Origin of the sequence: Croceitalea dokdonensis DOKDO 023, from assembly GCF_001306415.1 — a bacterium.
In the GTDB taxonomy this organism is placed as follows: Bacteria; Bacteroidota; Bacteroidia; order Flavobacteriales; family Flavobacteriaceae; genus Croceitalea; species Croceitalea dokdonensis.
Genome location: NZ_LDJX01000006.1, coordinates 41,552 through 67,947 on the forward strand (window position 1 = coordinate 41,552; position 26,396 = coordinate 67,947).

A 26,396-nucleotide genomic window follows, 5' to 3' on the forward strand; every position below is an offset into this window, starting at 1 on the left:
TTATGTTATTACAATTAAACAATATTTTCAAATGGGTCAACTCAGGTGGCCAACGTATATTTTTATTAAAGGATATCAATCTAGATGTTGAAGAAGGGGAGTTTATCTCTGTTATGGGGCCTTCTGGTTCTGGCAAATCCACATTGCTTAATGTAATCGGTATGCTTGATACTTTTGATGAGGGAGAATACAATTTTCTTCATGAATGTGTTCATACATTAAAGGAAAAGCACCGTGCTAATCTGTATAAAGAATACATCGGTTTTGTATTTCAATCGTATCATTTGTTGGATGATCTAACGGTACAGGAAAACTTAGAAATGCCCCTGCTCTATAAAAAATTCAAGGGTTCTGAACGAAAGGCTATGGTTGCCGATATGTTAGACCGCTTCAATATTGTAGGTAAAAAAGACCTGTTTCCTGTCCAATTAAGTGGTGGTCAGCAACAATTAGTTGGTGTGGCCAGGGCTTTGATTGCCAACCCTAAATTGATTCTAGCAGATGAACCAACAGGAAACCTCAACAGTCAACAAAGTGAAGAAATCATGCAGCTTTTTAAAAAACTGAACGAAGAAGATGGGGTTACGATTATTCAAGTCACCCACTCTGAAAAGAATGCGGCCTATGGGTCAAGAATCATCAATTTATTGGATGGGAGAAAGGTGTGACGGACTATAGTTCTTGATACCTTTTTGAAGTGGTTTTAAACATACGTCCAGGATAGACAATCAGCTGAATAAAATTAAACTCAAGATTACTGAACGAAATAGAATTGGAAGGGGCTACCTCTAAATTAAGGGAAGGGTACCACCTTAGATTGGTTCTCAAAATCCAACTTGTTAAACGGTTAGGGCGAATATCCCAACCGAAGGTAAGCCCCAAAGCGGTTTTATCTTGATTGATGTCAAAACTATTCTGGCCTTCAAAGAATTCCGTAAAACCTAAATTCTCCCTACTGATTATAGGCCCAATAAAAGGCACAAAACCGTTATAATCAAAAAGGTTTTTGGTAATCTCGAATCCAAAAGATTGCCGGTCTATAAATTGGGCAGCGCCAAACGCGTCTGTTGAAGAAGACATATTTCTATAGTTAAGTGCAATATTCAAATCCCAATGATGCTGGTGATACCCCACTGTGAAATCTGGCAAAATAGAGGTAGAATATTGTGTCAAGTACTGCCTATTATTGTTATTGTAACTGCTATCGCCCAACCAAAAGGCCGACGACAGTCCAGCTCCCACAAAAAACGCATTCAATCCTCCATTTTTCTCTAAGGTTTCCGTCATTTTCTTGGTCTTGCCAGATTCCCAACTACGTTCTGCACCTATGGAAGTATCAAAAAAGTATCGGTAAGATAAAGAAAGCTGTAAGGGTGGGGTTTCTATGGAAGTTTCCACATCCCTTGATACAAAATAGTCTTGAGAGTTACTATAATTCCAACCTAAGCCCAATTCAAAAAGATGGTTTTTACTGTTGAAGGTAAACCCAGTTTGTAAAGGGAAAGAAGTGTGGTTTAAATCGGGGCCATCACCAAACGAAACAGCCGTATTCTCTTGCTCAAAATAAAAGGGAGAAAAACTGAAGCCAACAAAAGGCCTCAACTTATTGTGTTCTATACGCCATGGGTAATATTTAAATACGGTTTCCACCCCACTGAGGTGAAACAGTTTCTGGTCATTGGTGGTATAAGATGGATTACCCAAGGGAAAAGCGATATACACATCGGCATGTCCCCAGAAATGGGTGCCACCCAATAAAAACCGAGGTGTAGCAGAACGTTGCAAATCAAAAGACTCCAAAGTGCCCGAAGCATTTAAAAAGCGGGAGCGTCCACCAATACTTGTTGCGTAATCAAAGCCCATGGCCAACTGTGCAAAACGATGTCTGGTCTGCTTTTCAACATAGACTTGGGCTTGCGCTGTTTCTGTGAAGCCAACCATCAAACTACACGCTAAGAGTAACCCGAACCAAAAAGTAATTCTTGCATTCATACCTTCTAAATTCGTAATTAAAATAAGTAACGTTATTCCAAAAAGGCTGTTTTGTGGTTAAACCTATCTATTTTGTGGTAGATTCCAGCTTGGTTCTCACCATCTGTATATATGATTTTGATATGGGAATCATGCTGCCATCACTTAACCGAAGAAAATTTCCTTTTTTTGTTGTCTTAAAGCTTCTGAAATGTACAGGGTTAATTAGATAGGAACGATGTACCCTAATCAATTCTGGATGGTTTTCAGCAAGCTTTGATAGTGTAATACGAAGGACTAACGGACTATCTTTCTGGCTTGATTTTGTGATAATTTCCACATAATTATCAGCAGACTTCAAATAGAATACTTCGTTTATGGGTAATTGCACCAAATCTGATTTGCCCTTGCCCTGAAAACGGATGCTATCTGGTTTTGCTTTCCTTTTTGTTGGCTTGGAAAAAAACATGGGCAGGGCCAAACGTCCTAAAACAATGGCTGGCAATACCATGATGTGTACAGGAACAAACACCAAGTATAAATACGCCAACGGCGTGTATACGTTGCTGCTAAGACCAAAGGTTAATCTATAGTATAGATATAATAACAAAAAGGAAAGGGTGAGCCCTATCAGTAGAAAAGAAAGCTCATTTTTAACGGTCCAGCGCTTGTTTTGGTTTAAAATATGATTTTGAAATACTAAGGCGATGCTAAAGCAGCATCCTCCCATAAGAGCTGAAATCGGAACGAGGCGCAGCTTTGATACGGCACCCAGTTCATTTATATCAATAGGCTCAGAAAACCAAAGAAAGACCAAGGACCAAGAAACCAAAAATAAGGCCAACAAAAGGTGCCTTTTTACATTCTTATCTATTGGATAGTTCTTGTTGAAAAAAGCTATGTCTGATATCATACACAGGAAAAATACAACAGCTTGCAAAAATTATAAAATTGATTTTGGTTCTTTTAAGAACCCAATCCATTTAAGGTTAGTTTCCACCTTAAACGTACTAATGATTTATAATAAATCTGCCAGTTCCTTTCCCACCAAACTACCAATGGCAATACCCATGCCGCCTAGCCGTACACCATAATATACATGTTCCGTAACCTGCTGTACGACTGGTTTTTTCTTTGGACCAACACCCATAATACCGCTCCAACGGTGCTCAACCTCAAAGGGTGTATGTGGCAGGATAACTTCCCTTAACAGGTTTTCCAATTTGTTTTGTACCAAGGCGGTCTGCCCAAACTCCATGGTTTCCTCTGTTTTAAAATCCAAGTTGCGACCTCCCCCAAATAGGATGCGATCATCAATGTTTCTGAAATAATAATACCCTTCATCAAAATGAAACGTGCCTTGGATGGCCAAGTTCTTAAGCGGCTTGGTAATTAAAACCTGGGCGCGTGCAGGGAGTACTTCACTCTTGCCAAATTGTGAGGTAAAACCGTTGGTGGCCACCAATAGTTTACTGGTTTTAAATTCAAACCTATCCGTGGACACATGCACCGCATTTGCATTCTCTTGGAAAGAATTAACCCTTACGTTGTTTACTACCTGAATCCTTTTTTCACTGGCTTTTTGTAGCAGGGAGCCCATCATTCTACCCGTATCTATTTGGCCCTCTAAAAGTTGGGTAAGGTACTTGTTTTGGATGCTTTTAAACCCAAAAGTGTTAGGAGTGGTTTTAAATACCGATGTGCCAAAAACTGGCCTTAACAACTGGTTCAACCTAGGTATTGCCGCTAAGCAGCTTTCAAAAAGCAATTGGTCTTTTTTAAGAAAAAGTTCATGCCCTCCAAGCTGCTGAAAACCTATGGCTTTATCCCCAAGAGTCTTACGAAGCAATTGGATTCCATTAAAACGCTGTTGGACCAATTGTACCACCTCTTCCTCCGTATGGGCGCCCAAATCCGATAACACCTCTGAAATGCTTCCAAAACACGCAAAGCCAGCATTTTTAGTGCTAGCTCCTTGCGGCAACATCCCTTTTTCGATTATTAGGATTTTAGCATGTGGAAAGCGTTGCCTTAAACGCAGTGCCGCACTTAAGCCTACAATACCACTGCCAATGATGGCAAAATCTACATTGGAAAACCAAGATTTATACTCCCAATAACTAAATTCCATGACACTAAAATACTGCTATAATTCGGCTTGAAAAGAATCGTGATCATTGTGCCGTAAACCAAAGAATATTTGGGAAAGGATATTCACCTCTGGGTTTCTCCCGCTAACCGTACCTTCTATCCGAATATTATTTTCTTGTGGTTGCCATGCATGAATATCCATGTTGTCCAATAAAGAAAACAGTGGTTGCGTTTGTGGTATGGCCAAATCTTCCTGTAAATTTTTAAAATTGGCCCGTATTTGAAAAAAATAAGAACTTCTCTTGGTTCCCATGTCCTGCGCTTGATGATCCGTACTTATATCCACATGGCCCTCATACTCACGGACCTGTAATTGGTACAATGGAAAAGGGGTGAAAATTTGTTCTGCGGTCAAGGTCTGGGTACGGTCCAAATACGCCAATACCCCTTTTGCCCTGGTCTGTGCCCGTATATGGACGCGGGGCACTTGGTTTTGGGTTTCTGTCTTCTGGGGTACTTTTTCAAAATTATCGTTGTAAGCATAGGTGATGACGGTATCCGTTTGCAGGACCCTGCCTTTGATGGCCATACTTATAGCACCGTTCAACGGATTTGCAATGGAATCCCAACTTAAGTTATTTTTGGCAAAAAATGAGGCAGGGCTTAAACGCTTTGCCAACCCCTTTCTTTCTTTTTCACTTAAAAACTTTTGGTGGTAATGAACGTTAAAGGACGCCTTATCAAATTCTGGAATTAAAGCTTCAGTGGGAAAGGAGGTATCCGTGGTATGGCTGCCGACAACTACTGCCCTCCCGTCTACAAAACGAATGGACGTTGCGCCTGTGCTATCTACAAAGACCAAATGACCCTCCGTTTCTTTTGCCTTTTCCAGTAGTCCTTCATTAGTATCAACACTAAATTTTCCTTGGGTTAAAAGCTCCTCAAAAACGTGTGCCACCTGTTCCATAACCAAGGCCGGACCAACGGCCACTATGAGTTTTTCCCCGTTCCATCCCAAAAGCGATCTACTGGAGTTTTCTTTTGCCATAGTAAAGGATGCTTTAGTCTTAACCAAGGAAATCCTTTCTTTAAACCTTTGTTGCAAATAGTCCTCAAAGGCACTTTTATCCTGAATGGTTAAGGTGGTGAACCAGGTGTTAGCAATGTCCGGTAACGAAAACAACAACAGATTGTGTGGAGTAAGTGCTACACCCATTTCCCTGTCAATAGTTTCATTCTCCGTGGTGGTCTTACGTCTTTTACTGTTTTTTAAGTAATAGTTTGGGGCCGTAAGGGCATCCAAGGCCAGGGTTTCGGCAATATCTTGCAGGCCAATTTTAAGAATAGCGTCCGCATCTTGGTGCACAACGCCCTTTACCGATGCCGTATGTTGATAGGTGGCATAAGCATAATACCCCAATGCCACCGCTACTACCAAGAAAAAAACAATTTTAAGGGCTTTTTTCATGCTTAGTCCATCAGCTGTTCGATCATGTTTAAAAAGTACTGCAAGCTATTCTTGTGACCCTCCACTGGCGTTTTTAAGACCATTTCACCAGACATGCGGTTGCCTTTGATCTTAGAAAAATTGATGCGCATATCCTTAGTGTTCTTGGTCAAAAACTCCAAGTTTCCCTGTAGCTCCCTTGGGAAAGCCTCTGTTGGGATTTCACTGATGATATTTTTGCCGTTTACATAAAGGCTCATGGCATTTTTACCCATATCCTTTTTTAATTGGGGAGACGATTTGGAAATATAGGTGCCTTGCCTTATCTGGGTTAAATGTACTTTGGAACTTCCAAAAAACACGGTGTTGTCATGGTACATGGCATAAATATCAAAAGGAGTGGAACTGGAGCCGGGAATGGAATAAATACCGTTCTGGTGGGTGACTTTACCCTCTTGTACCCCAATTTTCATAAAATTATGGAACATTTTTACCTCATCGGAAGTAAATAGGAATAAGAAATCCGGGACGGTTTCGGTCTTAGTCTTGGTAACCTCCTTATAATTGTAGTCCTCATCGTATTCATAATCAGTATACGTGACCTCTTTTTCCCTTAAATCTGTCAACAATAACAACATATCCCCTCTAAGGATTTTTGCTGCACCCTCTTCATCAATCAACAAAGAAAACAATCGGGAAACAGATGTTACCGCTGCTGAAATGGTTTCCGCATTAGTGTCACCAGTATTGGGAACATTGGAAAACATACGTTCCATTAATGTAGGATAAGCCTCCAAAATGCCTTGGGTACTTAAGTTTATGCTCATATAACCCAAAAGCCTATCTTCATTAAAGTAGTTTAGGAAGTTTTTGTTAAACTTGCCATCATACATGGGCTTATAAGTTTTGGCCATAAGATCGTTCATGATATAGTCCAAATCTAGGACCGCCTGGTCTTTTTCAAAATTAAGCCTAGCCGTAATGGCCATATCGCTATAAAGTTCCTCTAGGTTTAAATACTCGTAGGGGTTGGATGGCCCCATTAAACTTGCTGGGAGTGCATTCTTATAGATTTCGGAAAAATCGTTCATCCAAACCATCATTTCATCTTTGCCCTTACCAAGGCTCTTTTTGTAGGCGGGATTCTGTAAAATGTTGGTTGCCGATGTCTCGGTAAGCACTTTCTTGGCATAGGCAATGGTGGATTCCTTTAAGGCGCGTTTGGCCTCTTTTCTTTTGGCCCTGCGTTCTTGGCCTCTTTTTTCCCGGGCCTCTTGTTCTTTTTTATAGGCGTCGGACTCGTAATAATTTTCAGGTGCTACGGCCTCCTCGGCCACGCCTTCCGCTCCCTTGCCCGTTGGGCTATTTTCTACAGCGGGTGGGATATAAGGCTCATAGTCATAAAAGCCATAATCATCATACGGTTCCTTGTTTTGGTCGCTTGGAATTACGACCACGGCATTGGTGCTGTCCCACATCAACACAACATCATCATAATCTTCTTGAAGGTAGGAAATATTGCCTTCCGTGATAATCCTGTCCCGTTCCCTCCGCATCAAAGTATTGATGCTGGAAGTATTTGTAAAAGGAATTAAAAACACATTGTAAAAAACGCCTTTTTTGGTCTCCAAATAATAGTAAAAGTTCTTGGTTAAATCTAGGTTTAAATCCCAAATAGCGGCAAACTCCCCTTTGGTATCCCTCTTAAGCTCGTCTCCCATAATGGTACCGATCTTACTGTTGGAGAACTCTTCCAAGGACATCAGATCCAATACGTTTTCACCTTTTATGGTGACCACGACCTGGGCGTTACTTGGTATCTTTTTAGCTAAATCTTGGGCGTGCATGGCCAGACCTGCACAACAGATAAACAGTAGTCTTAGTATTTTCATAACTATTTTAATTGGATAATTGTATGGTATTCTGTATCGTTTTTTCCCCTTTGATAAAGGACATGGCATCAATTTTTAGCATTACCGCCTTCTTTGATGGAGCCACCCTGGAAAGGGTATTGGATACTGATTGTACCTTTTGGTCATTAAACCTGTAAATGGCGATAAAAGCAGCATCTTCAAAAACTTTTTTGTTCTCGTTTTCCAAATAATCAAAGGATTTTTTTATGCTTGGGTCATACGTAAACCTTCTTTCAAAAATTTTTGAATTGGGCAAGTAGCCAAAATTTTTGGTGTTGAACTTGGTCTTTCCCTTTTGATTTTGCTTGCTAATGAGTTCTGCCGTAATACCATTAAGGCTTTCAATATCCTTAAAATCACAAGAAATGGAAAATATGTAATTGTCAAAATCCTTGGTAGTCTTGATATTACTTATACCGTTAGACTTTTTTAAATGGGCCACCGCATCGTTCAGCGCTAAATCAATATCATCCCTAGAGGGTATTTTATAGCCATTGACACTATCCAACAACATGATGGATGCCAACTTGGTCTTGCTCTTGCTCATATTCACCGTTAACACCATACTGCCACTTCCATCTTTGTTAAGGTTAACCTCTTCCAAAACATCAAAACAACTGCTGGTGAGCAATAGCAATAGGGCCAAACTACAGGTGGCTATGGGTTTTTTGGGCATATGTAGTATTTTGTGTCAATTACATAACCTCATATCGGGCTTAAAATTGTCTTTTTTAATACGATTCAAAATTATTTGTTTTTGTTTCTGTTTTTCTACCTGAAAACCGTGATTTATTTTTTTAAACCCGTGGCCCATAAAAAAAGCCCCTAGGTAGGGGCTCGTTTTATTCGTCTTTATACTTCTCATCCATGACAAAATCTTCCATGAATTTTGTGGTATAGTTGCCCGCAAGGTAATCTGGATGATCCATAAGCTGCCTATGAAAGGGGATGGTAGTCTTAACACCTTCTATGATAAACTCATTTAAGGCCCTCCGCATTTTGTTGATGGCCTCTTCCCTGGTTTGGGCAGTGGTGATCAACTTGGCAATCATGGAATCATAATTTGGCGGAATGGAGTACCCACTGTACACATGGGTGTCCATTCTTACCCCATGACCGCCAGGCATATGTAATGTGGTAATTTTTCCCGGGGATGGTCTAAAGCCGCTATACGGGTCTTCAGCATTGATCCTACACTCAATGGAATGTAGTTTAGGAAAATAGTTCTTCCCAGAAATTGGGACTCCAGCGGCAACAAGTATCTGTTCACGTATTAGGTCATAGTCTACCACTTGTTCCGTGATGGGGTGCTCTACCTGTATCCTGGTATTCATTTCCATAAAGTAGAAATTCCTGTGCTTGTCCACTAAAAACTCTACCGTTCCCGCTCCCTCATATTTGATGTATTCTGCCGCTTTAACAGCCGCCGCGCCCATTTCTTCCCTTAATTTGTCTGTCATAAAGGGTGATGGGGTTTCCTCCGTCAATTTTTGGTGGCGGCGTTGTACGGAGCAATCCCGTTCCGATAAATGGCAGGCTTTTCCAAACTGGTCTCCCACAATCTGGATTTCTATGTGTCTGGGCTCTTCTATGAGTTTTTCCATATACATGCCACCATTGCCAAAAGCGGCCGTAGCTTCCTGCACCGCGCTTTCAAACAGTTCCTGCATATCATTTTCACTCCACACGGCGCGCATTCCCTTTCCGCCTCCACTGGCCGTTGCCTTTATCATGACGGGATAGCCCATTTTCTTGGCCGTTTTCTTGGCGTCTGCCACATCTTTTAATAGACCGTCTGAACCAGGTACGCAAGGTACCCCAGCTTTCTTCATGGTTTCCTTGGCGGTGGCCTTGTCTCCCATACGGTCTATCTGTTCCCCAGATGCTCCAATAAATTTTATCTGGTGCTCTGCGCAGATTTTGGAAAACTTAGAATTCTCCGAAAGGAACCCATAACCGGGATGGATGGCGTCCGCATTGGTAATTTCCGCGGCGGCGATAATATTGGGTATTTTCAAATAGGATTCACTACTGGGTGCTGGGCCAATACACACGGCTTCATCTGCAAAGCGCACATGAAGGCTTTCCTCGTCGGCCTTGCTATACACGGCAACCGTTTTTATTCCCATTTCCCTACAGGTACGAATGACCCTTAACGCGATTTCGCCCCTGTTTGCAATTAGTATTTTTTTGAACATTGTACCTAGGTTTACAACTCAAATTCCAAGTGCCACATTCCAACTTGCTTTTTTTGGATGCTGGGATTTGAATTATTGAAGTTTAATTAGGATGGGTCTACCAAGAATAAAGGTTGGTCAAATTCAACCGGTGAGGAATCGTCTGCCAGAATTTTTACAATTTTACCCGATACTTCAGATTCAATATCATTGAATAGCTTCATGGCTTCAATGACACAAAGTACGTCCCCAGTATTGATTTCCTGGCCTACCTCCACAAAGGCAGGTTTATCCGGTGCTGGTTTGCGGTAAAACGTACCTATGATAGGGGATTTTATGGTAATGTATTTTGCGTTGTCCTCCGCCGCTGTGGCAGGTGTTGCCGGTGCAACAGGCTCTGCTGCTGGTGCGGGAGCTTGGGCCATTGGCGCTGATGCCATTGGGATTTGCTGTACGATGGTGGTTTCAGGGTTTGGGGATGAGCTACCTGTACGAATCGTAATCTTGATATCTTCCATCTCCAACTTTACCTCACTTGCCCCGGACTTGGCCACAAATTTTATCAAGCTTTGTATTTCCTTAATATCCATTGAATCTGATTTAGTTTTGTTAGTTAAGAGTTATAGGCCCATTTTAAATAAATGGAACCCCAGGTAAAGCCACCACCAAAGGCAGCAAATACTAGGTTATCACCTTTTTTGAGCTGTTTTTCGTAATCAAACAATAATAACGGTAAGGTTGCGGAAGTGGTGTTTCCGTACCTATGGATGTTCATCATTACTTTATCATCCTCCACGCCCATGCGCTTGGCCGTGGCGTCTATGATGCGTTTGTTGGCTTGGTGCGGTACCAACCACTGCACATCATCATGGCTTAGGTTGTTGCGCTCCATAATCTTACCGGAAACATCTGCCATGTTGGACACTGCAAACTTAAACACGGATTTACCATCTTGGTATACATAATGCTGGTTGTTCCTTACGGTCTCCTCCGTAGCGGGCAAAATAGAGCCCCCAGCATCCATTTTTAAAAAGTTTCTCCCAACCCCATCTGATCGCAGATACTCATCCTGGAATCCAAGTCCCTCATGATTGGGCTCAAACAAGGCTGCGCCCGCGCCATCACCAAAAATGATGCAAGTGGCCCTGTCCGTGTAATCAATGATGGAAGACATTTTGTCCGCACCGATGAGCAATACTTTTTGATACCGCCCAGACTCTATGTAACTAGAGGCCGTGGACATGCCATATAGAAAGCTGGAACAGGCCGCGGACAGGTCATAAGAAAAAGCATTGATCGCACCAATTTCCGAAGCGACATAGGCAGCGGTAGACGCCACTAACATATCTGGGGTAGCCGTGGCCACTAACACCAAGTCTATATCCTCAACATTAATCTTGCTTTTTGAAATAAGGTCCTCAGCCGCTTTTATCGCCAAAAATGAAGTGCCTTTGCCCTCTTCTTTCAAAATCCTACGTTCTTTGATTCCTGTTCTGGTGGTAATCCATTCGTCATTGGTCTCCACCATGGTTTCCAACAGTTGATTGGTGAGCACATAATCTGGAAGATAGCCTCCCACAGCGGTAATTGCTGCTGTTGTTTTATTCATTAGAAAGTGCGTTTTTGTTGAAAAAAGCTTTAAAATGACCTCAAAAGTGAGGAAAAGTAGTGATTTTTTGCGACTTTGAGGCAAAAAACACCTTTTCCAGTTACAAAGGATGGCATAAAAAAACTCCCGTTCCAAATGAAACGGGAGTAGTTATGACAATTTTACGACCTTTAGGCCGCAGTCTCTTCATCAGTGGCATCAACAAGTACTTGGCCTCTGTAATACAATTTGCCCTCATGCCAGTGCGCCCTATGGTACAAATGCATTTCTCCAGTAGTGGAATCTTTGCCAAGGGTAGGGGCCACCGCTTTATAGTGCGTGCGCCTTTTATCTCTTCTTGTTTTTGATATTTTTCTTTTAGGATGTGCCATTGTTCCTTATTTATCCGTTAATAATTTCTTTAAACCATCCCACCGGGGATCTGTATTTTCTTTGTTGCTTCTTGTTTCCTTTGGTTGTAGCTCCTCTAACTTATCTAAGGCCTCTGATTGCAAAGTGCCATCTTCAACCCCTGGGTGCACCCGTTTCTGGGGCACTGCCAAGACCAGCATTTCATAGATATATTGCGCTATGTTCACTTGGTGTTCCCCGTGGGGCAGGATCAGGATTTCATCATTATCATCATTAAATTCCGCTCCAAACTTTATGACCAATTGCAAAGCCCCGTCTACCTCTTGTTGGTAAGGCTCATTGGTAACATCACAATTAACGTTTACCGTTCCTGTTGCCGTTAAATCTAGCTCCATCATGGTGCTTGTCTTATTTAAACCCGCCAGCACCTGAATGTCCGCTTCGTTAAACTCGTCATAACCAAAATCATCAAAGAACGTATTGTCTACATCGTACTCAAACTCATGTTTTCCCATCTTCAATCCTGAAAAAGGAATAACAAACTGCTTCAACTTCTTCATTTTTGCACTTAAGGTTTGTGTACCAGCCTTTAAGGCGGGTGCAAAGATACTATTTATTTGTAAAAGCCCAATTGTTTATAAAAAATAAACAACTTTTTAGGGCGGGCTATTTTCTTTGCTTTTGTTTTTTGAGTGGATTTTTGGTGAGTTCCTTATGCTCCTCACGGTTTCTATAAATCTGTATGGCGGCAAAAACAGCTTCTTTAAACGATCTGGGGTCTGCCTTTCCCTGCCCTGCAATCTCATAGGCCGTTCCATGGTCCGGTGATGTTCTTACCTTGCTCAGGCCTGCGGTATAATTCACCCCCTGTCCAAAAGATAAGGTCTTAAACGGTATAAGTCCTTGATCATGATAAGCAGCCAATATGGCATCAAAATTCTGATGGGTGTTGCTACCAAAAAAGCTATCGGCAGAATAGGGCCCGTACACCAAATTTCCTTGGTCAAAAAGTTGTGCTATGGCCGGTTTTAAAATCTTATCGTCCTCTTGTCCAATAGTTCCGTTATCGCCACTATGTGGGTTAATGCCCAACATGGCAATTTTTGGCTTTCGCAAGCCAAAGTCTACCTTTAAGGAATTCATCATAGTCATAATTTTGTCTTTGACCAATTTAGTGGTAATGGCATTTGCCACATCTTTAACCGCAATATGATCGGTCAATAAACCAATGCGCAAGGAATTGCTCACCATGAACATTAAGCTTTCCCCTTCCAGTTCTTGCGCTAAAAAATCCGTGTGGCCTGGAAAATTAAAATCTGCTGCCTGAATATTGTTTTTGTTAATGGGCGCTGTTACCAAAACATCAATATCCCCTGCTTTTAAAGAGCCTACTGCCGCCCTTAATGATCTAATGGCATACGTTCCACCTTCTTCCGTGGCCTGCCCAAACTCGCTTTTTGGGGTTTCTTTCCAAATATTGACAACATTTATTTTTCCATCAATGGCCTTTGCGGCATGTGGAACCCCATTAAAGGATATTTGGATTCCCAAGGTTTGTTTTTGATGCGAAATGGTTTTGTTTGATGCAAAAATTACCGGGGTGCAAAAATCCAACATGCGGTTATCCTCAAAGGTTTTTAGCGCAACCTCACAACCAATTCCGTTTAAATCCCCAACGGAAATGCCCAACCGTATTTTTCCTGCGTCTTGTTTAGAATCCATATTTGAATACCTACTTTTACATTGCAAATCTAGCTAAATTAAAAAAGAGATGTTTACAGGTATTATAGAGACCTTGGGCAAGGTGGTGGCCTTGGAAAAGGAAGGTGAAAACCTTCATATTAGCGTACAGTCGGCTATTACGCCGGAACTAAAAATAGACCAAAGCGTTGCCCATAATGGGGTTTGCCTTACCGTGGTGGCGATTAAGGACCAAGTATATACCGTGACCGCCATCCAAGAAACTTTGGACAAAACAAGTTTAGGCACGCTAAAAACGGGGGATGTGGTTAATCTAGAGCGCGCTATGGTGTTAGGGGCCAGATTGGATGGGCATATTGTCCAAGGGCATGTGGATCAAACCGCGACCTGTACCCGTATTTCTGAAAAAGATGGCAGCTGGTTTTTTGGGTTTGAATACGATGACTCCCTACACAATGTGACCATTGAAAAAGGATCGATCACCATAGATGGGACAAGCCTCACCGTTGTGGATTCCAAACCAAATGCCTTTTCCGTGGCCATTATACCCTATACCTATGAAAACACCCGCTTTAACTCATATACCCTTGGGAGCAAGGTAAATTTGGAGTTCGATGTCATTGGAAAGTACGTGGCAAGGCTATTGGAAAAAAGGCTTTAGGGTTGGGATGGGATGATAACAACAAAAAAAACCTTGACGGTTAAGGGCGATTTTGAAAAGCGAACATTATACCTTAATGAAAATCTTCTTTTTGTACAGCACATAAGCCAACAAACAATAAAAGGCAACAACACTGAGCCCATAAAGCAAGGACGATAGTTCCAAAGACAAAAACCCCTGCACGTAAATGGTATTAAATAGCCAAGAGTGGATGGAGTTATCTGCGTTCACCTTAATCAAATAAAAAAGCTTGCTGATAAAGCTCGATAAAAAATACACCACAATGGCATTGGCGCCGGCATACCTAAAAATGCTGCCAAACGCTATTTTTTTTACATCCGTAAAATAATGGATAAGGGCTAAGAAAATATTTGCCCAACCTGCGGTGACCAAAACAAAACTGCTGGTCCATAGTGCTTTGTTGATCGGAAAAACCATATCCCAAAAATGGCCAACCAGTAACATGGCCCCACCCAGACCAAATAAAATAGTCGCTTTTTTTTCTTGTTTTGACAGTAAGATGAAGCCAGTAAAAATACCTAACAATGAACTGGCGATGGAGGGGATTGTGCTAAGAAATCCTTCTGGGTCGTAATCCGCTTTATAGTTGTGTGTGCCAAAAATTTGAACATCCAACCAATTGGCCAGATTATGGGGCGCCCTGTCCAAGGTAGGTTCCATCCCGTTAACGGGAATGAGCGTCATCATCAGCCAATAACCAACAAGCAATACTAATGTGATGCCCACCAAGGTTTTCCACCTAAAGTTAAGAAAGAGCACTGCCGCAAAAAAGAATACCACACCTATACGCTGCAGCACCCCGGGAAAACGAATGTCCGCAAAATCCTTGACAAAGGGAAAACTCACGGTAAAAGCCCCCAGAAACAATCCCAATCCCACTAATTTTAGCGTCCTGACGACTATCTTTTTGTAAGTGCTGGAATCTATGGTTTTGTTACTGTAGGCAAAGACAATTGAAGTGCCCACGATAAAAAGGAAAAAGGGGAAAACCAAATCTGTTGGGGTGTAGCCGTGCCATTCTGCATGGAGCAAAGGAGGAAAAACATTTGACCAGGTTCCAGGGGTATTTACCAAAATCATTAAGACAATGGTGGCCCCCCTAAAAATATCCACCGATAAAATTCTATCCTTCATCACGCTGTATTTATAATATTTCTTCTTTCAGGCTGTTCCAAACTTTAATCAATAAGAGCCCTGAAATCAAGGCAATGCCTGCGGCAATACTGGCGTTGGTATTTTCACCGTAAATCCAAAATCCCGTGGCAAACATGGAGGCATAAACCAAGGCCACCCCTAAAAGCATCGCGGTTATCCCGGCGGGAACACTCCATTTTTCCTTGGGATGCGAAATATCTACCTTGGCAAGTATAGCCTTGTCCACAACTTTGGCCCAACCAGGCCCGCCTGGCTGAATTTTTTTATAAAACGCCCGTAAGGTCTGATCTGATTCTGGTTTGGTGCACAGGGTTACGGTAACCCATATAGTGGTGGTGACCAGGACTACAAAGGGGTAATTGGCCCACTCTGGAAACACTCCGGTCATAGGGTCAAAAAGGATATGGCCCAAACTTGTTTTTACCAAGACAATGGAAATGATTCCAGAAACGAACATGGCGGTTATTTCGCTCCATGCGTTAATGCGCCACCAAAACCAGCGCAGGATAAACACAAGGCCAGTACCCGCCCCAAAGGTTACCAAAAGATCAAATACCTCAAAGGCGTTCTGCAAGGTCAGTGCCAAGAGCGCACTTAATAGCATTAACCCTACCGTGGCCATTCTTCCCACCGCAACCATTTGTTTTTCCGTGGCATTTGGGTTGATCTGTTGTTTATAAAAGTCAAAGACAATATAGGAAGAACCCCAATTCAACTGGGTGGAAATGGTGCTCATGTAAGCAGCGACCAAAGAGGCCAGAACTACCCCCAAAAGCCCGCTTGGTAATTTTGTAAGCATGGCGGAGTATGCAAGGTCTTGGCCTAGTTTGTTCTCTGCCACATCCGGGAAAGCTTGGGCAATACTGGCCACATCCGGATAAACTACCAAAGATGCCAAAGCTACCAGAATCCAGGGCCAAGGCCTAAGCGCATAATGCATAATAGTAAAGAAAAAGGTGGCCCCTATGGCATGGTTCTCATTTTTGGCGGCCAGCATCCGTTGGGCAATATATCCGCCCCCACCAGGTTCCGCGCCTGGGTACCAAGAACTCCACCATTGCACTGCAATAGGGATGATAAACATGGTAATAAGCACATTGGTGTTGTCAAAATCTGGAAGGATATTGAGTTTATCCGATACATTTTCATGTGCGATCAACGCCTCTATACCCCCTACTTCGGGAATATTTACCAGATAAAATGCAGCCCCTATTGCCCCGGCCATAGCAACAAAAAACAGCAGAAAATCAGTGTACACCACCCCTTTAAATCCTCCTAAAGCACTAAAAACAACAGTAATCAACCCTGCCCCAACAACTGTTTCCCAAGGCTCAAGTCCCAACATGATACCACCTATTTTTATGGCGGCAAGGGTTACGGAAGCCATGGTAATAATATTAAATAAAGCACCTAAATATATAGACCTGAACTTGCGTAGAAAACTAGCCGGCTTTCCACCGTATCGTAGTTCATAAAACTCAAGATCTGTTTTTACATTGGATTTTCGCCAGAGCTTGGCATAAACAAATACAGTTAACATTCCAGTTAAGAGAAAACACCACCATACCCAATTGCCAGAAACACCGGAGGTGCGCACAATATCCGTGACCAAATTTGGCGTATCCGTGGAAAATGTGGTCGCTACCATGGATAGGCCCAACAACCACCAAGGCATGGTCCTGCCAGAAAGGAAAAACTCAGAGGAGTTCTTTCCAGATTTCTTGGACACATAAACCCCAATACCTAAAACAACGGAGAAAAAAACAATGATAAAGCTAACATCTAGCGTACTAAGTTCCATAGTTAGGGTTTGGTTGATGCTTTAAAGATAACTTTTTTGACCTATTTTAGTCGTAAAAGAGTTGACAGTCCTATGTTATATCTAAAGTGTACCGCCAAGCTACTCCTTATCCTAAGTTGCCTTTTTACGGGTTGCTCCACCCAAAAAAAAGAAGATGGCGAGCCGCCCACCATACAAATTCCAGTGACCAGTTTTTATACCGGAAACCCAAATATCACAACCAGTCCTTTGGGGGGCATCTGCATGATGGGCGGTAGAACTGAAAACGACAATGCGATGCGTTGGTTCTTAAACCGTGCACAAGGTGGGGATGTGCTCGTAATGCGTGCCTCCGGCTCCGATGGGTACAATGACTATTTCTACAGTGAGCTTGGTGTAAACATCAATTCCGTGGAAACCTTGGTGTTTAACGCCCTTACCGAAGACGCCTCCATCATAGATAAAATTAACCAAGCCGAAGCTATTTGGTTTGCCGGTGGCGACCAAGGCAATTATGTAGCCTATTGGAAAGATAACGCGATAGAAGACGCCCTCCAAAGCGCCATAGACAGAAATGTGGTCATTGGTGGTACAAGTGCGGGCATGGCCATCTTAGGAGACTATGTTTGGACCGGGGACGCCATTGTAACCGATTTTTTAGACGTACCTTATCTCCATAATACCCTAACCGATACGCATTTTAGCGAGCGTAACCGTATGGATCGCTTACAGGATTTTATTGGGCAAACTGGGGCAAAGGGCATTGCGGCAGATGAGTATACTGCCATCTGCGTAGATGAAACAGGCTTGGCCAGGGTCTTTGGGACAGATGGGGAAGGAGATAACGCTTTTTTTATTACCCCGGAATTACAGATTGAAACCGTTACCGGGAGTGCCAACGGAAACAACTCCTTTAACTTGGCCAATTGGTAGTTGCCCTTGCCACCACTTTTTCAGAACCAAGCACTATAGGCTGGGTTTTGGCCTTTACCGCCGCTTTTTTAATGGGCATTGCCAAAGCGGGATTAAAAGGACTGTCCATCTTTAATGTTACGTTAATGGCATTGGCCTTTGGGGCCAAGCAATCGACGGGCTTTATAATTCCGTTGCTATTATTTGGAGATGTATTTGCCGTCCTGTACTATAACAGGCACACCAAATGGCCCTACATCCAAAAACTTTTGCCATGGATGGTTATGGGCATACTCATAGGGGTGGTCATTGGCAAGGACATGCCAGAACACCAATTTAAAATAGGGATGGTATTGCTTATTATCATTAGTCTGGCCATTATTGTCTATTGGGATAGACGAAAATCCCAGACAGTGCCTACCCATTGGTCTTTTGCCGGAGGTACTGGTGTTCTTGCAGGTATCTCCACCATGGTGGGGAATTTGGCCGGTGCGTTCACCAACCTGTTTTTTCTAGCCATGCGTTTGCCAAAAAACGAATTTGTGGGTACCGCGGCATGGTTGTTTTTACTGACCAACCTTTTTAAACTTCCCTTCCATGCCTTGGTCTGGAAAACCATAAGTACGGAATCTTTGCTATTAAACCTTAGGTTGCTACCGGCCATGGGAATAGGTTTATGGGTGGGGGTACAGCTTGTTAAACGTATTAACCAGAAACAATACCGCCGCTTTATTATCATCGTTACGTTTATAGGGGCCCTGGCCATTCTATTTAGATAGGTTCTAGCTATTTGTTTCCCTATTTTAGGTCTAAAATCAGTGATATGGAACCTAAAGACTACAGCCCTGTTAAAGTGAATTTGGAAAAGGACAAAGGTTACGCTTGGTGTACCTGCAGCCATAGCAATAACCAGCCGTTTTGTGACGGTTCGCATCGAGCTAAAAACGCTACACCATCCATGGGTTTTACGGTAACGGAGGACAAAGACGCTTACCTCTGCACCTGCAAGCAAACCAAGAACCCGCCCTATTGTGATGGCTCACACAATGCCTAAGCGGCATAAGGACCAATACCCCCACAGGAAGGGCTTATCCACTACAGTGCCATTGGCATAGGTTTGTCCGGGCGTTGTACTTCCTGAGGGCCAGTGAAACGCGTGTATGTTAATGGTTTGTTAATTAAACAGGGTTGTTGTATCTTTAAGACATAATAACCAACTATGAAACCATCAACACCACTACTTTACGCGCGTATCCTCATCTTGTGTTTTGGGGCAAGCCTTTTGCTTTTAGGGGTTGTAGCTTATGATGCCTATTCGGCAGATATCCAACAAAAAATTACACAGGTGGTCTTAAATGCCCTTCCTGATTTGGACCATAGCTTAGCACAATTGTAGGGATACCCTTTTAGATATTGCTACATCTAGGCATTGGCCATTGAGCTATTTTGGGATACTTACGTTAGTTGCCTATAAATAAGCATCATAAAATCTCTTCAACAGACTATAGCGAACAAACCACAAAAATCACATCACGGTCACTAACGATGTATCCTTTGTGCAAACTACCTTGAGCCTTCTTTAAAGGCTAGGGCATCATGTGCCTTACTTGTATGTGCGGATGTTAGTTTATTCCAAAACTTCCTTGATGTTATCAATATCATTTGTCGTAAGTGGTTTGGTAATATAACCGTTAATAAAGTCGTAGGTTTTGGAAAGGTTCATATCCTCAGGGGCAATGGAAGAGGTTAAAATGTAGATTTTTATGTCTTGGCATATCTTGGGCAAGGCCGTTTTAAGTTCCTCTAGCACCTCCCAACCATTCATGACTGGCATATTAATGTCCAGGAACATAAGCTCTGGCAAGCTTTCTTTGGATTGTGTTAAGGCGAGGAGGGCATCGCATACTTCTTCTCCATTTTCAAAGGGTACCGACCCGTAGTCCGGTAAATTTTGCTTAAGCAGTATGGAGGAAGCGGTTCTAAAAATAACATCGTCATCCACTAAAAAAATCTGTTTGCTGCCCATTGTCATTTAATTGGCTTGGTTTATAAATTGTAGGTGGAAAAGAGTTCCTTCATTTACCGAACTCTCCAGCGCTATACTCCCCTCCATGGCTTCCATATGGTTTTTGGTGATAAATAGCCCTACCCCTTTGGCGTCTTTGTTGTTGTGAAAGGTCTTATACATTCCAAATAGCTTGGAGCCGTGTTTTTTAAGATCAATACCAAGGCCGTTGTCCTTGAACTTAACCATGGTCTTTCCCTTTGCTACTTTGGCAGAAATAGAAATTTCAACGGGGACATCCGGCCTTTTATATTTGATACTATTGGTCACCAAATTCATGAAAACACTTTGAATATAGGGCTTAATGCCCAAAACCGTAAGGTTCTCATCCACGTCTAGGTTTACCTTGGCGTCTGCCTGGAGCAGCAGCGCATTTACACTTTGCAAAACCTTTTCCACAGTTGTTTTTATGCCTACGGGCGCCATTTCACTGGTATCCGTTGCCTGAATCTTTACAATTTCGTTTAGTTGCACAATGGTTTCATCCAAGCGTTCTGCGGAGGTCTTGATCATATCAATAAACTCCGTTTGCTGCCCAGCGGACAGGTCTGTATCCAACATACCGGCCAACATGGAAATATTGCTGGAATTTGATCTTAGATTGTGGGAGACGATATTGGTAAATTGCAACAGCCTTTGGTTCTGTTTTTCGGTGACATTCAGTAATCTGCGAAGCCTGTTGTCTGTTTGTTTTATATTGGTCACATCGGTATTTGCACCGATCAACCGGTATGGTTTTCCGTTTTCGTCCCTAAACACCTTGGCTTCCGCATGGATAATAGCCATGGAACCATCTTTTTTTAAGATACGGAACTCTGTATTAAAGTCCTTCTCACCGTTTATGGCCATGGTCACCTCTTTGGCGGCCCTTTCCTTATCATGGGGGTGTATGGTGCGCTCCCAAGCATCGTAGACAGCATCAAAATCTTCCTTGTCCACACCGTACAATTGATACATTTTATCATCCCAAAACAGCTCATTGTTAATCAAATCAAAATCCCAAACCCCCACATTGGCGCTGTCAATGCCAATTTTTAAGCGTTCACTGAGTGCCTCGTACTTTAAACGTTCCCTTTTTGCCTCATCGATATCTTGAAAAACCCCTGAAAAAGCTATGGTCTTACCGTTGATTTGTTCTGCATGACCAATGGATCGCACCCACTTTTCATTACCTTTTGCCGTGATAATGATCAGCTCCAAATCAAAGGATTTTCCCGTGGCTATACAGTCTGATACCGCCGCTATAATGCGTTCCCTGCTTGTGCCCTCTTTATAAAAATTAATCCCTTTTTCCAGATTGGGCACAAAATCTTGGGCAACCTCGTGTATGCGCTTGGTCATGCTGGACCATACCAAGGTATTGGTAGTGAGATCTACCGTCCAACTGCCTACCTTTGCAATTGTCTTGGCCTGCAAGGCCAGATCGTACCGCGTCTTGGTTTGGGTCACATCCTCAAAGAGAATTTGAATATGGCCGTTCCCATCATTCAGGGGGTGGGCACTGGCCTTGATCCAGCGTTTCCTGCCCGTATCACAAAAAAGGGGCAACGTGGTCTCCAATGGGTCCTTAGCCTTAAGTTTTCCTCCAAAAGCTGCCATATAATTGGGCAAAAGGTCATTTATCGAGGTTGGTCTTTGTTTACTGTTCCGCTTAAAAAAAGGAGATACAGAGGGAGAAATTGCGCATACATCTCCCGTTTGGTTTACTGTAATTACAGGAAATGCAATTCCTTCCAAGGTGTTTTCTTGATATGCTTTCAATGTATCAGTTTTAAAAATAACGTAGGAATTTTCTTATTATTTTTGAATTGTAGAAATTTATTGTCGTCCTGTCACCAATTTGGGTTAAACTGTAGTTTTTCCGTTTTTAACCTACGTACTGCACCAACCATCAATGCAGCGTATTGGCCCTTAGACAACCCTAGAGGCCAATTTGGTCCACAACCTAGGAACAGCAACAAAGCACTATATGATAACGCGCTTTCAATTGGCCATAAATTAATATCTTCATCTAAAATACCAACCCGATGAAAATTAGGATAAAAGACAATTCCGTACGCTTTAGATTGACTAAGAGTGAAGTGGCCAAATTTTCGGAAACGGGCCACATTGAATCCTCCACCTCTTTTGCGTCCAGCACGTTTTACTATGCCTTACAGGGCAAGGCGGACATTGCAGAATTACAGGCAGACTTTGCCCTTGATCGCATTACCATTTACGTCCCAGAACACCTACAAAAAGAGTGGGCCACCAACACTAAAGTGGGTTACAGCAACCACTTTTCGGCGGAGGGGCCCAATACCCTTTCCCTCTTGATTGAAAAAGACTTTACCTGTATGGACGCTACCACGGAAGACCAGTCTGATCATTATCCCAATCCAAAACTGGGCTGAAGAGGGACTAGAACACCGTTTCTCTGGGCGGCATCCCCTTTTCATATTTTGTCAATGCCCTTTTAAGCTTAATATACAACCGCTTACGTAGCCGTTTTGGTTGTAAAACCTCGATAGATTCGCCAAAACCCAATAGCAGCCGCTCCAACTCATAATTTAACTTCACCAATAAGGTAAACTCTGCACTGCCATCTTCCATCTGTTTAATGAGCCTTTGGGAGTGGTGCAAGGGCTTGGTCAAAACATAAGGGGCATTGGCCCCATCTACCCAAAGCTTTACCACAGTTGCCCTTTGGCGGTTTACGGTGACCCCAACCACATCCTTGTAAAAAGTGTCCGGGTCAAAATCCGTTTCTTCATAGGTGGTCCTAAAATCATACTCCACCGCAAATATGCGATCTAGGGCCAGGTTAAGAATGATTTTGTTCTTATGGTTCCTACCTATTAAAAACCAACGGTTATTAAATTCCTTGAGCAGGTATGGGTGGTATTTTACCACATTGGGCTTGCTCGCCTTAAAGGATTGGTAGGTAATGTCCAAGACCACATTTTTCTGTATCGCCCTGTAAAGGTCATCCAACCAGTGCAGGCCCTTTAGGTTTTCATTTTTATCCAAGTGGATGATGGAGCTGCCCTGGGTCTTTTCTGCATACACCTTGTCCTCTAAGCGTTGGATGATGCCTCCTAATTCCGTAAAGAGCGAAAAATCCTTAAACTGCTTCAACATTTCCACGGTTTCCATAAGTACGTTCATATCATTTTCATTCAGGGGGATATCTGTCATGGAATAATCTTGATGGGCATACCGGTAATACTTTTTTTCATATACCTCTATGGGGGCATTGTACCCCAATTTATCACTGCGCATCATTTGTATATCTAGTTGTACCGTTCTTTTGCTCACGTTCACATCCCTTCCCTCATACTCATAGAGCGCATCGGAGCAGGCTGCAATGAGGTCTTGCAATGTCCATCTTCTATTGTGGTTCTGTAAGCATTTATCTATGGTCTTGTACCGGATCAAGGCATTTTTGTTCAGGGCCATCGCATCTATTTTTTCTGAAAATAATGATTTCTTTTAACTGCGCAAAAAGATTGCGCAGGCATGGGGCCATCTTTGTATGGAATCATAAAGGAGCCACTTGCCGGGCTTCATGTAGTGCCCCGCCGAACACCGGAGTCGGTGGGGCTCGCCAAAAGGAACCTCAACCAAAACTAAAGCGCAGTGCCAACGGATTATCATGGGTAATAAATGCGTATGGATAGTTTTACCCTATCATTTTTTCAAACTTTCCTTGTAAAATGCTTTATCATTTTTAAAAGCATTAAGCTTTTGTTAGTTTTTCGGGCAACAAATAATCAAGTAATTTTTCTGTCAGATTTACAAATGGAAGAAAGGCAAGCACACCAACCAAATTAAAAATCATATGGGCATTGGCGATTTGATTGTTAAGGGGTTGCCCTTGGGATACCAACAAGACGAATTGAAGGAAATAATCAAAGACCAACAAGCCCGTTACGATGGTTATAAAATTGAATAAAAGATGAAAAAGTCCAGCCTTTAAAGATTGTCTAGTGCCCTTTATGGTGGCTATCAACGTATCGGAACAGGTGCCCAATTCGGATCCCAGCATAATGGCCAAACCCCCTGCCAACGAGATGAGGTTTTGCTTGCCCAATACGATAGCCATACCTACGGTAGCACTTGAAGACTGCACAATAAGGGTAATGAGTCCGCCTATAAGTGTACCCTGAATCAGATTTTGGTCAATTCTGGTAATCCACTTTTCAAATAAAGCACTATCTCGTAGAGGCAACACTGATTGTTCCATGATAAAGAGTCCAAAAAATAGCATTCCAAAATAGAACAGCGCATTCCCATATTTTTTGATGGTTTCCCTTTTGGCAAAAAAATCGATACACAATCCTATAATCAGCGGAATTACCGCGTATTTCCCTACATCCAAAGCAATCAATTGGCTGGAAAAGGTAGTGCCGATATTGGCCCCCATGATAATACCAATTGCCTGTCTAAAGCGCATTGTACCTGCATTGATAAAAACTATGGCAAGGATGATTACTGCGGATGAGGAGCCCAAAAGAATTGTGAGTGCCATACCTACAAAAATCGATAGAATAAGGTTTCCAGTGTATTTGGCTATCATCCGTTTGGCCTTTTCAGTTGAAATATCCTCCATCGTCTTTGAGAGTCGGGATATCGCATAAATGAAGAGCAAAAGACCGCCCAATAAAATAGGGAGTATTTCTATCATTAAAAAAGCTTGTTTTCAAAGGTGAACTGCACCTGCCATAAAATTAGTTCAGCAGGAATCCAAGCCCTACTAAGAAAACGCTAGCAAATGGTTAATTTTTTGTTTTCATCATCACGACCATTATTGATTTTGCAATGATTACAAATAAGATAATAACCAATCTTTCCTAAAAACAATTCCAATCTTTATGTTTTGCTGTCCCCTTGGTCCTTGAGGTATTTATTTATCCAAGCTGCAAGCCTAATGGGTTTATATTGATTCTTCACCTATCAAAAAACCAGCATCGGGGTGTTGGTGTGGTATACCATCCTTTTTGTGAGGCTCTTGCCAAAAAGCCGCTCAAAGAACCCAAGTTTACGAGCTACCATGGCCAATAGGTCGGCCTCGGACTCTTTCAACAACACCTCCAGACGCTCGGCAACATCAGAGGCTTGTAAAAATGTAAAGTCGATGTTTTTATACCCCGTGCTTTTAAAGATTCCTTCCTTTAAACGGTTCATTTTAGTTTCGTAAACAGCTTTGTCAAAGTCGTTATCCGCAATATGCACCACTTCAATAAAAGCTTTAAAGTGTTTTGCCATTTCTACCACAAATTCAAGATTTTTGACATCATCTGCTTTATAATCCGCCGCGAAGATGATTTTCTTAATGGTCTTATATACGGCCATCTCAGGTATGGCAAGTGTCGGATACCTACAATTCTTGATTACTTTGTAGGTTTCGCTGCCTAGAATCTTATTTTCGGTAGCATTGGCCCCCTGTGTACCCATAACCACCATACTGGGTTTTTGTTCACCAACATAATTGGTAAGCCAAGAAAACCTATCCGCTTTTAGGATGTCATAAACACAAGAAACATCACGGTCAAGAATTTCTTTTTTTCGTGACCTTAACCTTTGCTCGGTTTTTAGCTCCAGGCGTTCCAATTCCTGCATCACCCTAATGGGGTTTTCGTCATATTGTATGGTTTCCTCTGTATCTAGAAAGTGTACCGTTCTTATGCTACACTGCAAAGCCTTGGCCATTGCCACGGCATAATCAAGGGCATTCTCCGCACAAACGGAGAAGTCTGTAGGATAAATTATGGTTTTTTGTCTTGCTTTCATCTTAAGTTAATTTAAAATATCTTACAAATTGTGCCATTTGGCCATCGCCCTACGGGCGTTCATTTCGGCAATATTGGTGATGGAGATGCCTTCTGGACATTCCACTTCACAGGCACCGGTGAACGTACAGCTTCCAAATCCCTCCAACTCCATTTGGCGGCTCATTTCCAAAACCCGTCTATGGGCCTCCTGTTTTCCTTGGGGAAGGCTGTTCATATGATTGATCTTGGCTGCGGTAAACAATGCTGCCGATGCATTCTTACAGCTGGCCACACAAGCCCCGCAACCAATACAAGCGGCGGCATCCATGGCCTTGTCCGCTACGTCCTTCCCCACCAAAATGGCATTTGCCTCGGGAGCCGTTCCCGTTTTTGCGGAGATATAGCCCCCCTGTTCCATGATGTTGTCCAAGGCAGAACGGTCTACCACCAAATCCTTGATGACCGGAAAGGCTTTGGCGCGCCAGGGCTCTACCACAATGGTTTGCCCATCCGTAAAACTGCGCATGTGCAACTGACAAGTGGTTATGTTATCAAGGGGGCCATGGGCCCGTCCATTAATGAATACCCCACACTGGCCGCAGATACCCTCCCTACAATCGTACTCATAGGCGATGGTCTTTTGGTTTTGACCTACCAGAATTTCGTTAAGATGATCTAAAGCCTCCAAAAAGGACATGTCATCCGTAAGTCCGTCCACCTCATAAGATTGAAAACCTCCGTTGCTCTTGGCATTTTCTTGTCTCCATATTTTGAAAGTGACCTTCATAA

Annotated in this window: 27 protein-coding genes; 7 read left to right on the plus strand and 20 right to left on the minus strand. The window is 42.6% G+C overall.

The features are described from left to right. Positions 1-2: 2 nt before the first annotated feature. Positions 3-668 (plus strand): ABC transporter ATP-binding protein, encoded by a 666-nt coding sequence (locus I595_RS12830; protein ID WP_054559844.1) that lies wholly within the window; start codon positions 3-5, stop codon positions 666-668. 4 nt (positions 669-672) lie between these two features. Here the strand turns inward: I595_RS12830 and I595_RS12835 are convergent, their stop codons facing one another. From I595_RS12835 to pdxA, 12 genes are all read right to left on the minus strand, one after another. Then, the gene (locus I595_RS12835) at positions 673-1,941 is read right to left on the minus strand and encodes a hypothetical protein (protein WP_054559845.1); all 1,269 of its coding nucleotides are present in this window, start codon (positions 1,939-1,941) and stop codon (positions 673-675) included. 118 nt (positions 1,942-2,059) lie between these two features. Next, complete coding sequence (locus tag I595_RS12840; protein WP_054559846.1) at positions 2,060-2,884, minus strand: LytTR family DNA-binding domain-containing protein; 825 nt, start codon at positions 2,882-2,884, stop codon at positions 2,060-2,062. 105 nt (positions 2,885-2,989) lie between these two features. After that, positions 2,990-4,102, minus strand: coding sequence for an NAD(P)/FAD-dependent oxidoreductase (locus I595_RS12845; RefSeq protein ID WP_054559847.1), 1,113 nt, complete (start codon positions 4,100-4,102; stop codon positions 2,990-2,992). A gap of 15 nt (positions 4,103-4,117) precedes the next feature. After that, positions 4,118-5,530, minus strand: a complete 1,413-nt coding sequence (locus I595_RS12850; protein ID WP_054559848.1) for a hypothetical protein — start codon at positions 5,528-5,530, stop codon at positions 4,118-4,120. A gap of 2 nt (positions 5,531-5,532) precedes the next feature. After that, positions 5,533-7,401 (minus strand): hypothetical protein, encoded by a 1,869-nt coding sequence (locus tag I595_RS12855; protein ID WP_157449744.1) that lies wholly within the window; start codon positions 7,399-7,401, stop codon positions 5,533-5,535. A gap of 7 nt (positions 7,402-7,408) precedes the next feature. Beyond that, positions 7,409-8,098, minus strand: a complete 690-nt coding sequence (locus tag I595_RS12860; RefSeq protein WP_054559850.1) for a hypothetical protein — start codon at positions 8,096-8,098, stop codon at positions 7,409-7,411. A 166-nt stretch (positions 8,099-8,264) separates the two neighbouring features. After that, a complete protein-coding gene (gene accC / locus I595_RS12865; RefSeq protein WP_054559851.1) occupies positions 8,265-9,620 on the minus strand; it encodes an acetyl-CoA carboxylase biotin carboxylase subunit in 1,356 nt (451 codons plus the stop codon). A gap of 86 nt (positions 9,621-9,706) precedes the next feature. Further along, entirely contained in the window at positions 9,707-10,189 is a 483-nt protein-coding gene (accB, locus tag I595_RS12870; protein ID WP_054559852.1) for an acetyl-CoA carboxylase biotin carboxyl carrier protein, read from the minus strand. A 23-nt stretch (positions 10,190-10,212) separates the two neighbouring features. Then, on the minus strand, positions 10,213-11,208 hold the full coding sequence (locus tag I595_RS12875; protein WP_054559853.1) for a beta-ketoacyl-ACP synthase III: 996 nt from the start codon (positions 11,206-11,208) through the stop codon (positions 10,213-10,215). Between the two features lie 170 nt (positions 11,209-11,378). Further along, positions 11,379-11,579, minus strand: a complete 201-nt coding sequence (gene rpmF / locus I595_RS12880) for a 50S ribosomal protein L32 (RefSeq protein WP_054559854.1) — start codon at positions 11,577-11,579, stop codon at positions 11,379-11,381. A gap of 6 nt (positions 11,580-11,585) precedes the next feature. After that, the gene (locus tag I595_RS12885) at positions 11,586-12,119 is read right to left on the minus strand and encodes a YceD family protein (RefSeq protein ID WP_054559855.1); all 534 of its coding nucleotides are present in this window, start codon (positions 12,117-12,119) and stop codon (positions 11,586-11,588) included. A gap of 106 nt (positions 12,120-12,225) precedes the next feature. Then, entirely contained in the window at positions 12,226-13,281 is a 1,056-nt protein-coding gene (pdxA, locus tag I595_RS12890; protein WP_054559856.1) for a 4-hydroxythreonine-4-phosphate dehydrogenase PdxA, read from the minus strand. A gap of 49 nt (positions 13,282-13,330) precedes the next feature. On the opposite strand from pdxA, the gene I595_RS12895 reads away from it, so the two are divergent. Continuing rightward, a complete protein-coding gene (locus tag I595_RS12895) occupies positions 13,331-13,921 on the plus strand; it encodes a riboflavin synthase (RefSeq protein ID WP_054559857.1) in 591 nt (196 codons plus the stop codon). A gap of 66 nt (positions 13,922-13,987) precedes the next feature. Here the strand turns inward: I595_RS12895 and I595_RS12900 are convergent, their stop codons facing one another. Together I595_RS12900 and I595_RS12905 are read right to left on the minus strand one after the other, a co-directional pair. Beyond that, positions 13,988-15,076, minus strand: coding sequence for an acyltransferase family protein (locus I595_RS12900; RefSeq protein WP_054559858.1), 1,089 nt, complete (start codon positions 15,074-15,076; stop codon positions 13,988-13,990). Positions 15,077-15,086: 10 nt separating this feature from the next. Next, entirely contained in the window at positions 15,087-16,898 is a 1,812-nt protein-coding gene (locus tag I595_RS12905; RefSeq protein ID WP_054559859.1) for a sodium:solute symporter family protein, read from the minus strand. Positions 16,899-16,970: 72 nt separating this feature from the next. Between I595_RS12905 and I595_RS12910 the strand changes: the two genes are divergently transcribed. The 4 genes from I595_RS12910 (at position 16,971) to I595_RS17430 (ending at position 19,185) form a co-directional block, all read left to right on the plus strand. Further along, positions 16,971-17,810, plus strand: coding sequence for a cyanophycinase (locus tag I595_RS12910; protein WP_054559860.1), 840 nt, complete (start codon positions 16,971-16,973; stop codon positions 17,808-17,810). After that, positions 17,804-18,568: a sulfite exporter TauE/SafE family protein gene (locus I595_RS12915; protein ID WP_054559861.1), complete on the plus strand. Its 765-nt coding sequence runs from the start codon at positions 17,804-17,806 to the stop codon at positions 18,566-18,568. The genes I595_RS12910 and I595_RS12915 overlap by 7 nt, the downstream gene beginning before the upstream one ends. A gap of 44 nt (positions 18,569-18,612) precedes the next feature. Continuing rightward, positions 18,613-18,843: a CDGSH iron-sulfur domain-containing protein gene (locus tag I595_RS12920; RefSeq protein WP_054559862.1), complete on the plus strand. Its 231-nt coding sequence runs from the start codon at positions 18,613-18,615 to the stop codon at positions 18,841-18,843. Positions 18,844-19,008: 165 nt separating this feature from the next. Next, entirely contained in the window at positions 19,009-19,185 is a 177-nt protein-coding gene (locus I595_RS17430) for a hypothetical protein (protein WP_157449745.1), read from the plus strand. Between the two features lie 231 nt (positions 19,186-19,416). Here the strand turns inward: I595_RS17430 and I595_RS12925 are convergent, their stop codons facing one another. Together I595_RS12925 and I595_RS12930 are read right to left on the minus strand one after the other, a co-directional pair. Further along, positions 19,417-19,815, minus strand: a complete 399-nt coding sequence (locus I595_RS12925) for a response regulator (protein ID WP_054560075.1) — start codon at positions 19,813-19,815, stop codon at positions 19,417-19,419. Positions 19,816-19,821: 6 nt separating this feature from the next. After that, positions 19,822-21,615, minus strand: coding sequence for a sensor histidine kinase (locus tag I595_RS12930; protein ID WP_054559863.1), 1,794 nt, complete (start codon positions 21,613-21,615; stop codon positions 19,822-19,824). Positions 21,616-21,881: 266 nt separating this feature from the next. Between I595_RS12930 and I595_RS12935 the strand changes: the two genes are divergently transcribed. Further along, positions 21,882-22,247 (plus strand): DUF7009 family protein, encoded by a 366-nt coding sequence (locus I595_RS12935; RefSeq protein WP_054559864.1) that lies wholly within the window; start codon positions 21,882-21,884, stop codon positions 22,245-22,247. A 7-nt stretch (positions 22,248-22,254) separates the two neighbouring features. Here I595_RS12935 and I595_RS12940 read toward each other — a convergent pair whose 3' ends face one another. The 4 genes from I595_RS12940 to I595_RS12955 form a co-directional block, all read right to left on the minus strand. Then, the gene (locus I595_RS12940) at positions 22,255-23,292 is read right to left on the minus strand and encodes a helix-turn-helix transcriptional regulator (RefSeq protein ID WP_054559865.1); all 1,038 of its coding nucleotides are present in this window, start codon (positions 23,290-23,292) and stop codon (positions 22,255-22,257) included. Between the two features lie 280 nt (positions 23,293-23,572). Continuing rightward, positions 23,573-24,520: a Na/Pi cotransporter family protein gene (locus I595_RS12945; RefSeq protein WP_083467602.1), complete on the minus strand. Its 948-nt coding sequence runs from the start codon at positions 24,518-24,520 to the stop codon at positions 23,573-23,575. A gap of 269 nt (positions 24,521-24,789) precedes the next feature. Beyond that, positions 24,790-25,626, minus strand: coding sequence for a universal stress protein (locus I595_RS12950; protein WP_054559867.1), 837 nt, complete (start codon positions 25,624-25,626; stop codon positions 24,790-24,792). A gap of 21 nt (positions 25,627-25,647) precedes the next feature. Continuing rightward, positions 25,648-26,394: a succinate dehydrogenase/fumarate reductase iron-sulfur subunit gene (locus tag I595_RS12955; RefSeq protein ID WP_054559868.1), complete on the minus strand. Its 747-nt coding sequence runs from the start codon at positions 26,392-26,394 to the stop codon at positions 25,648-25,650. Positions 26,395-26,396: the final 2 nt, after the last annotated feature.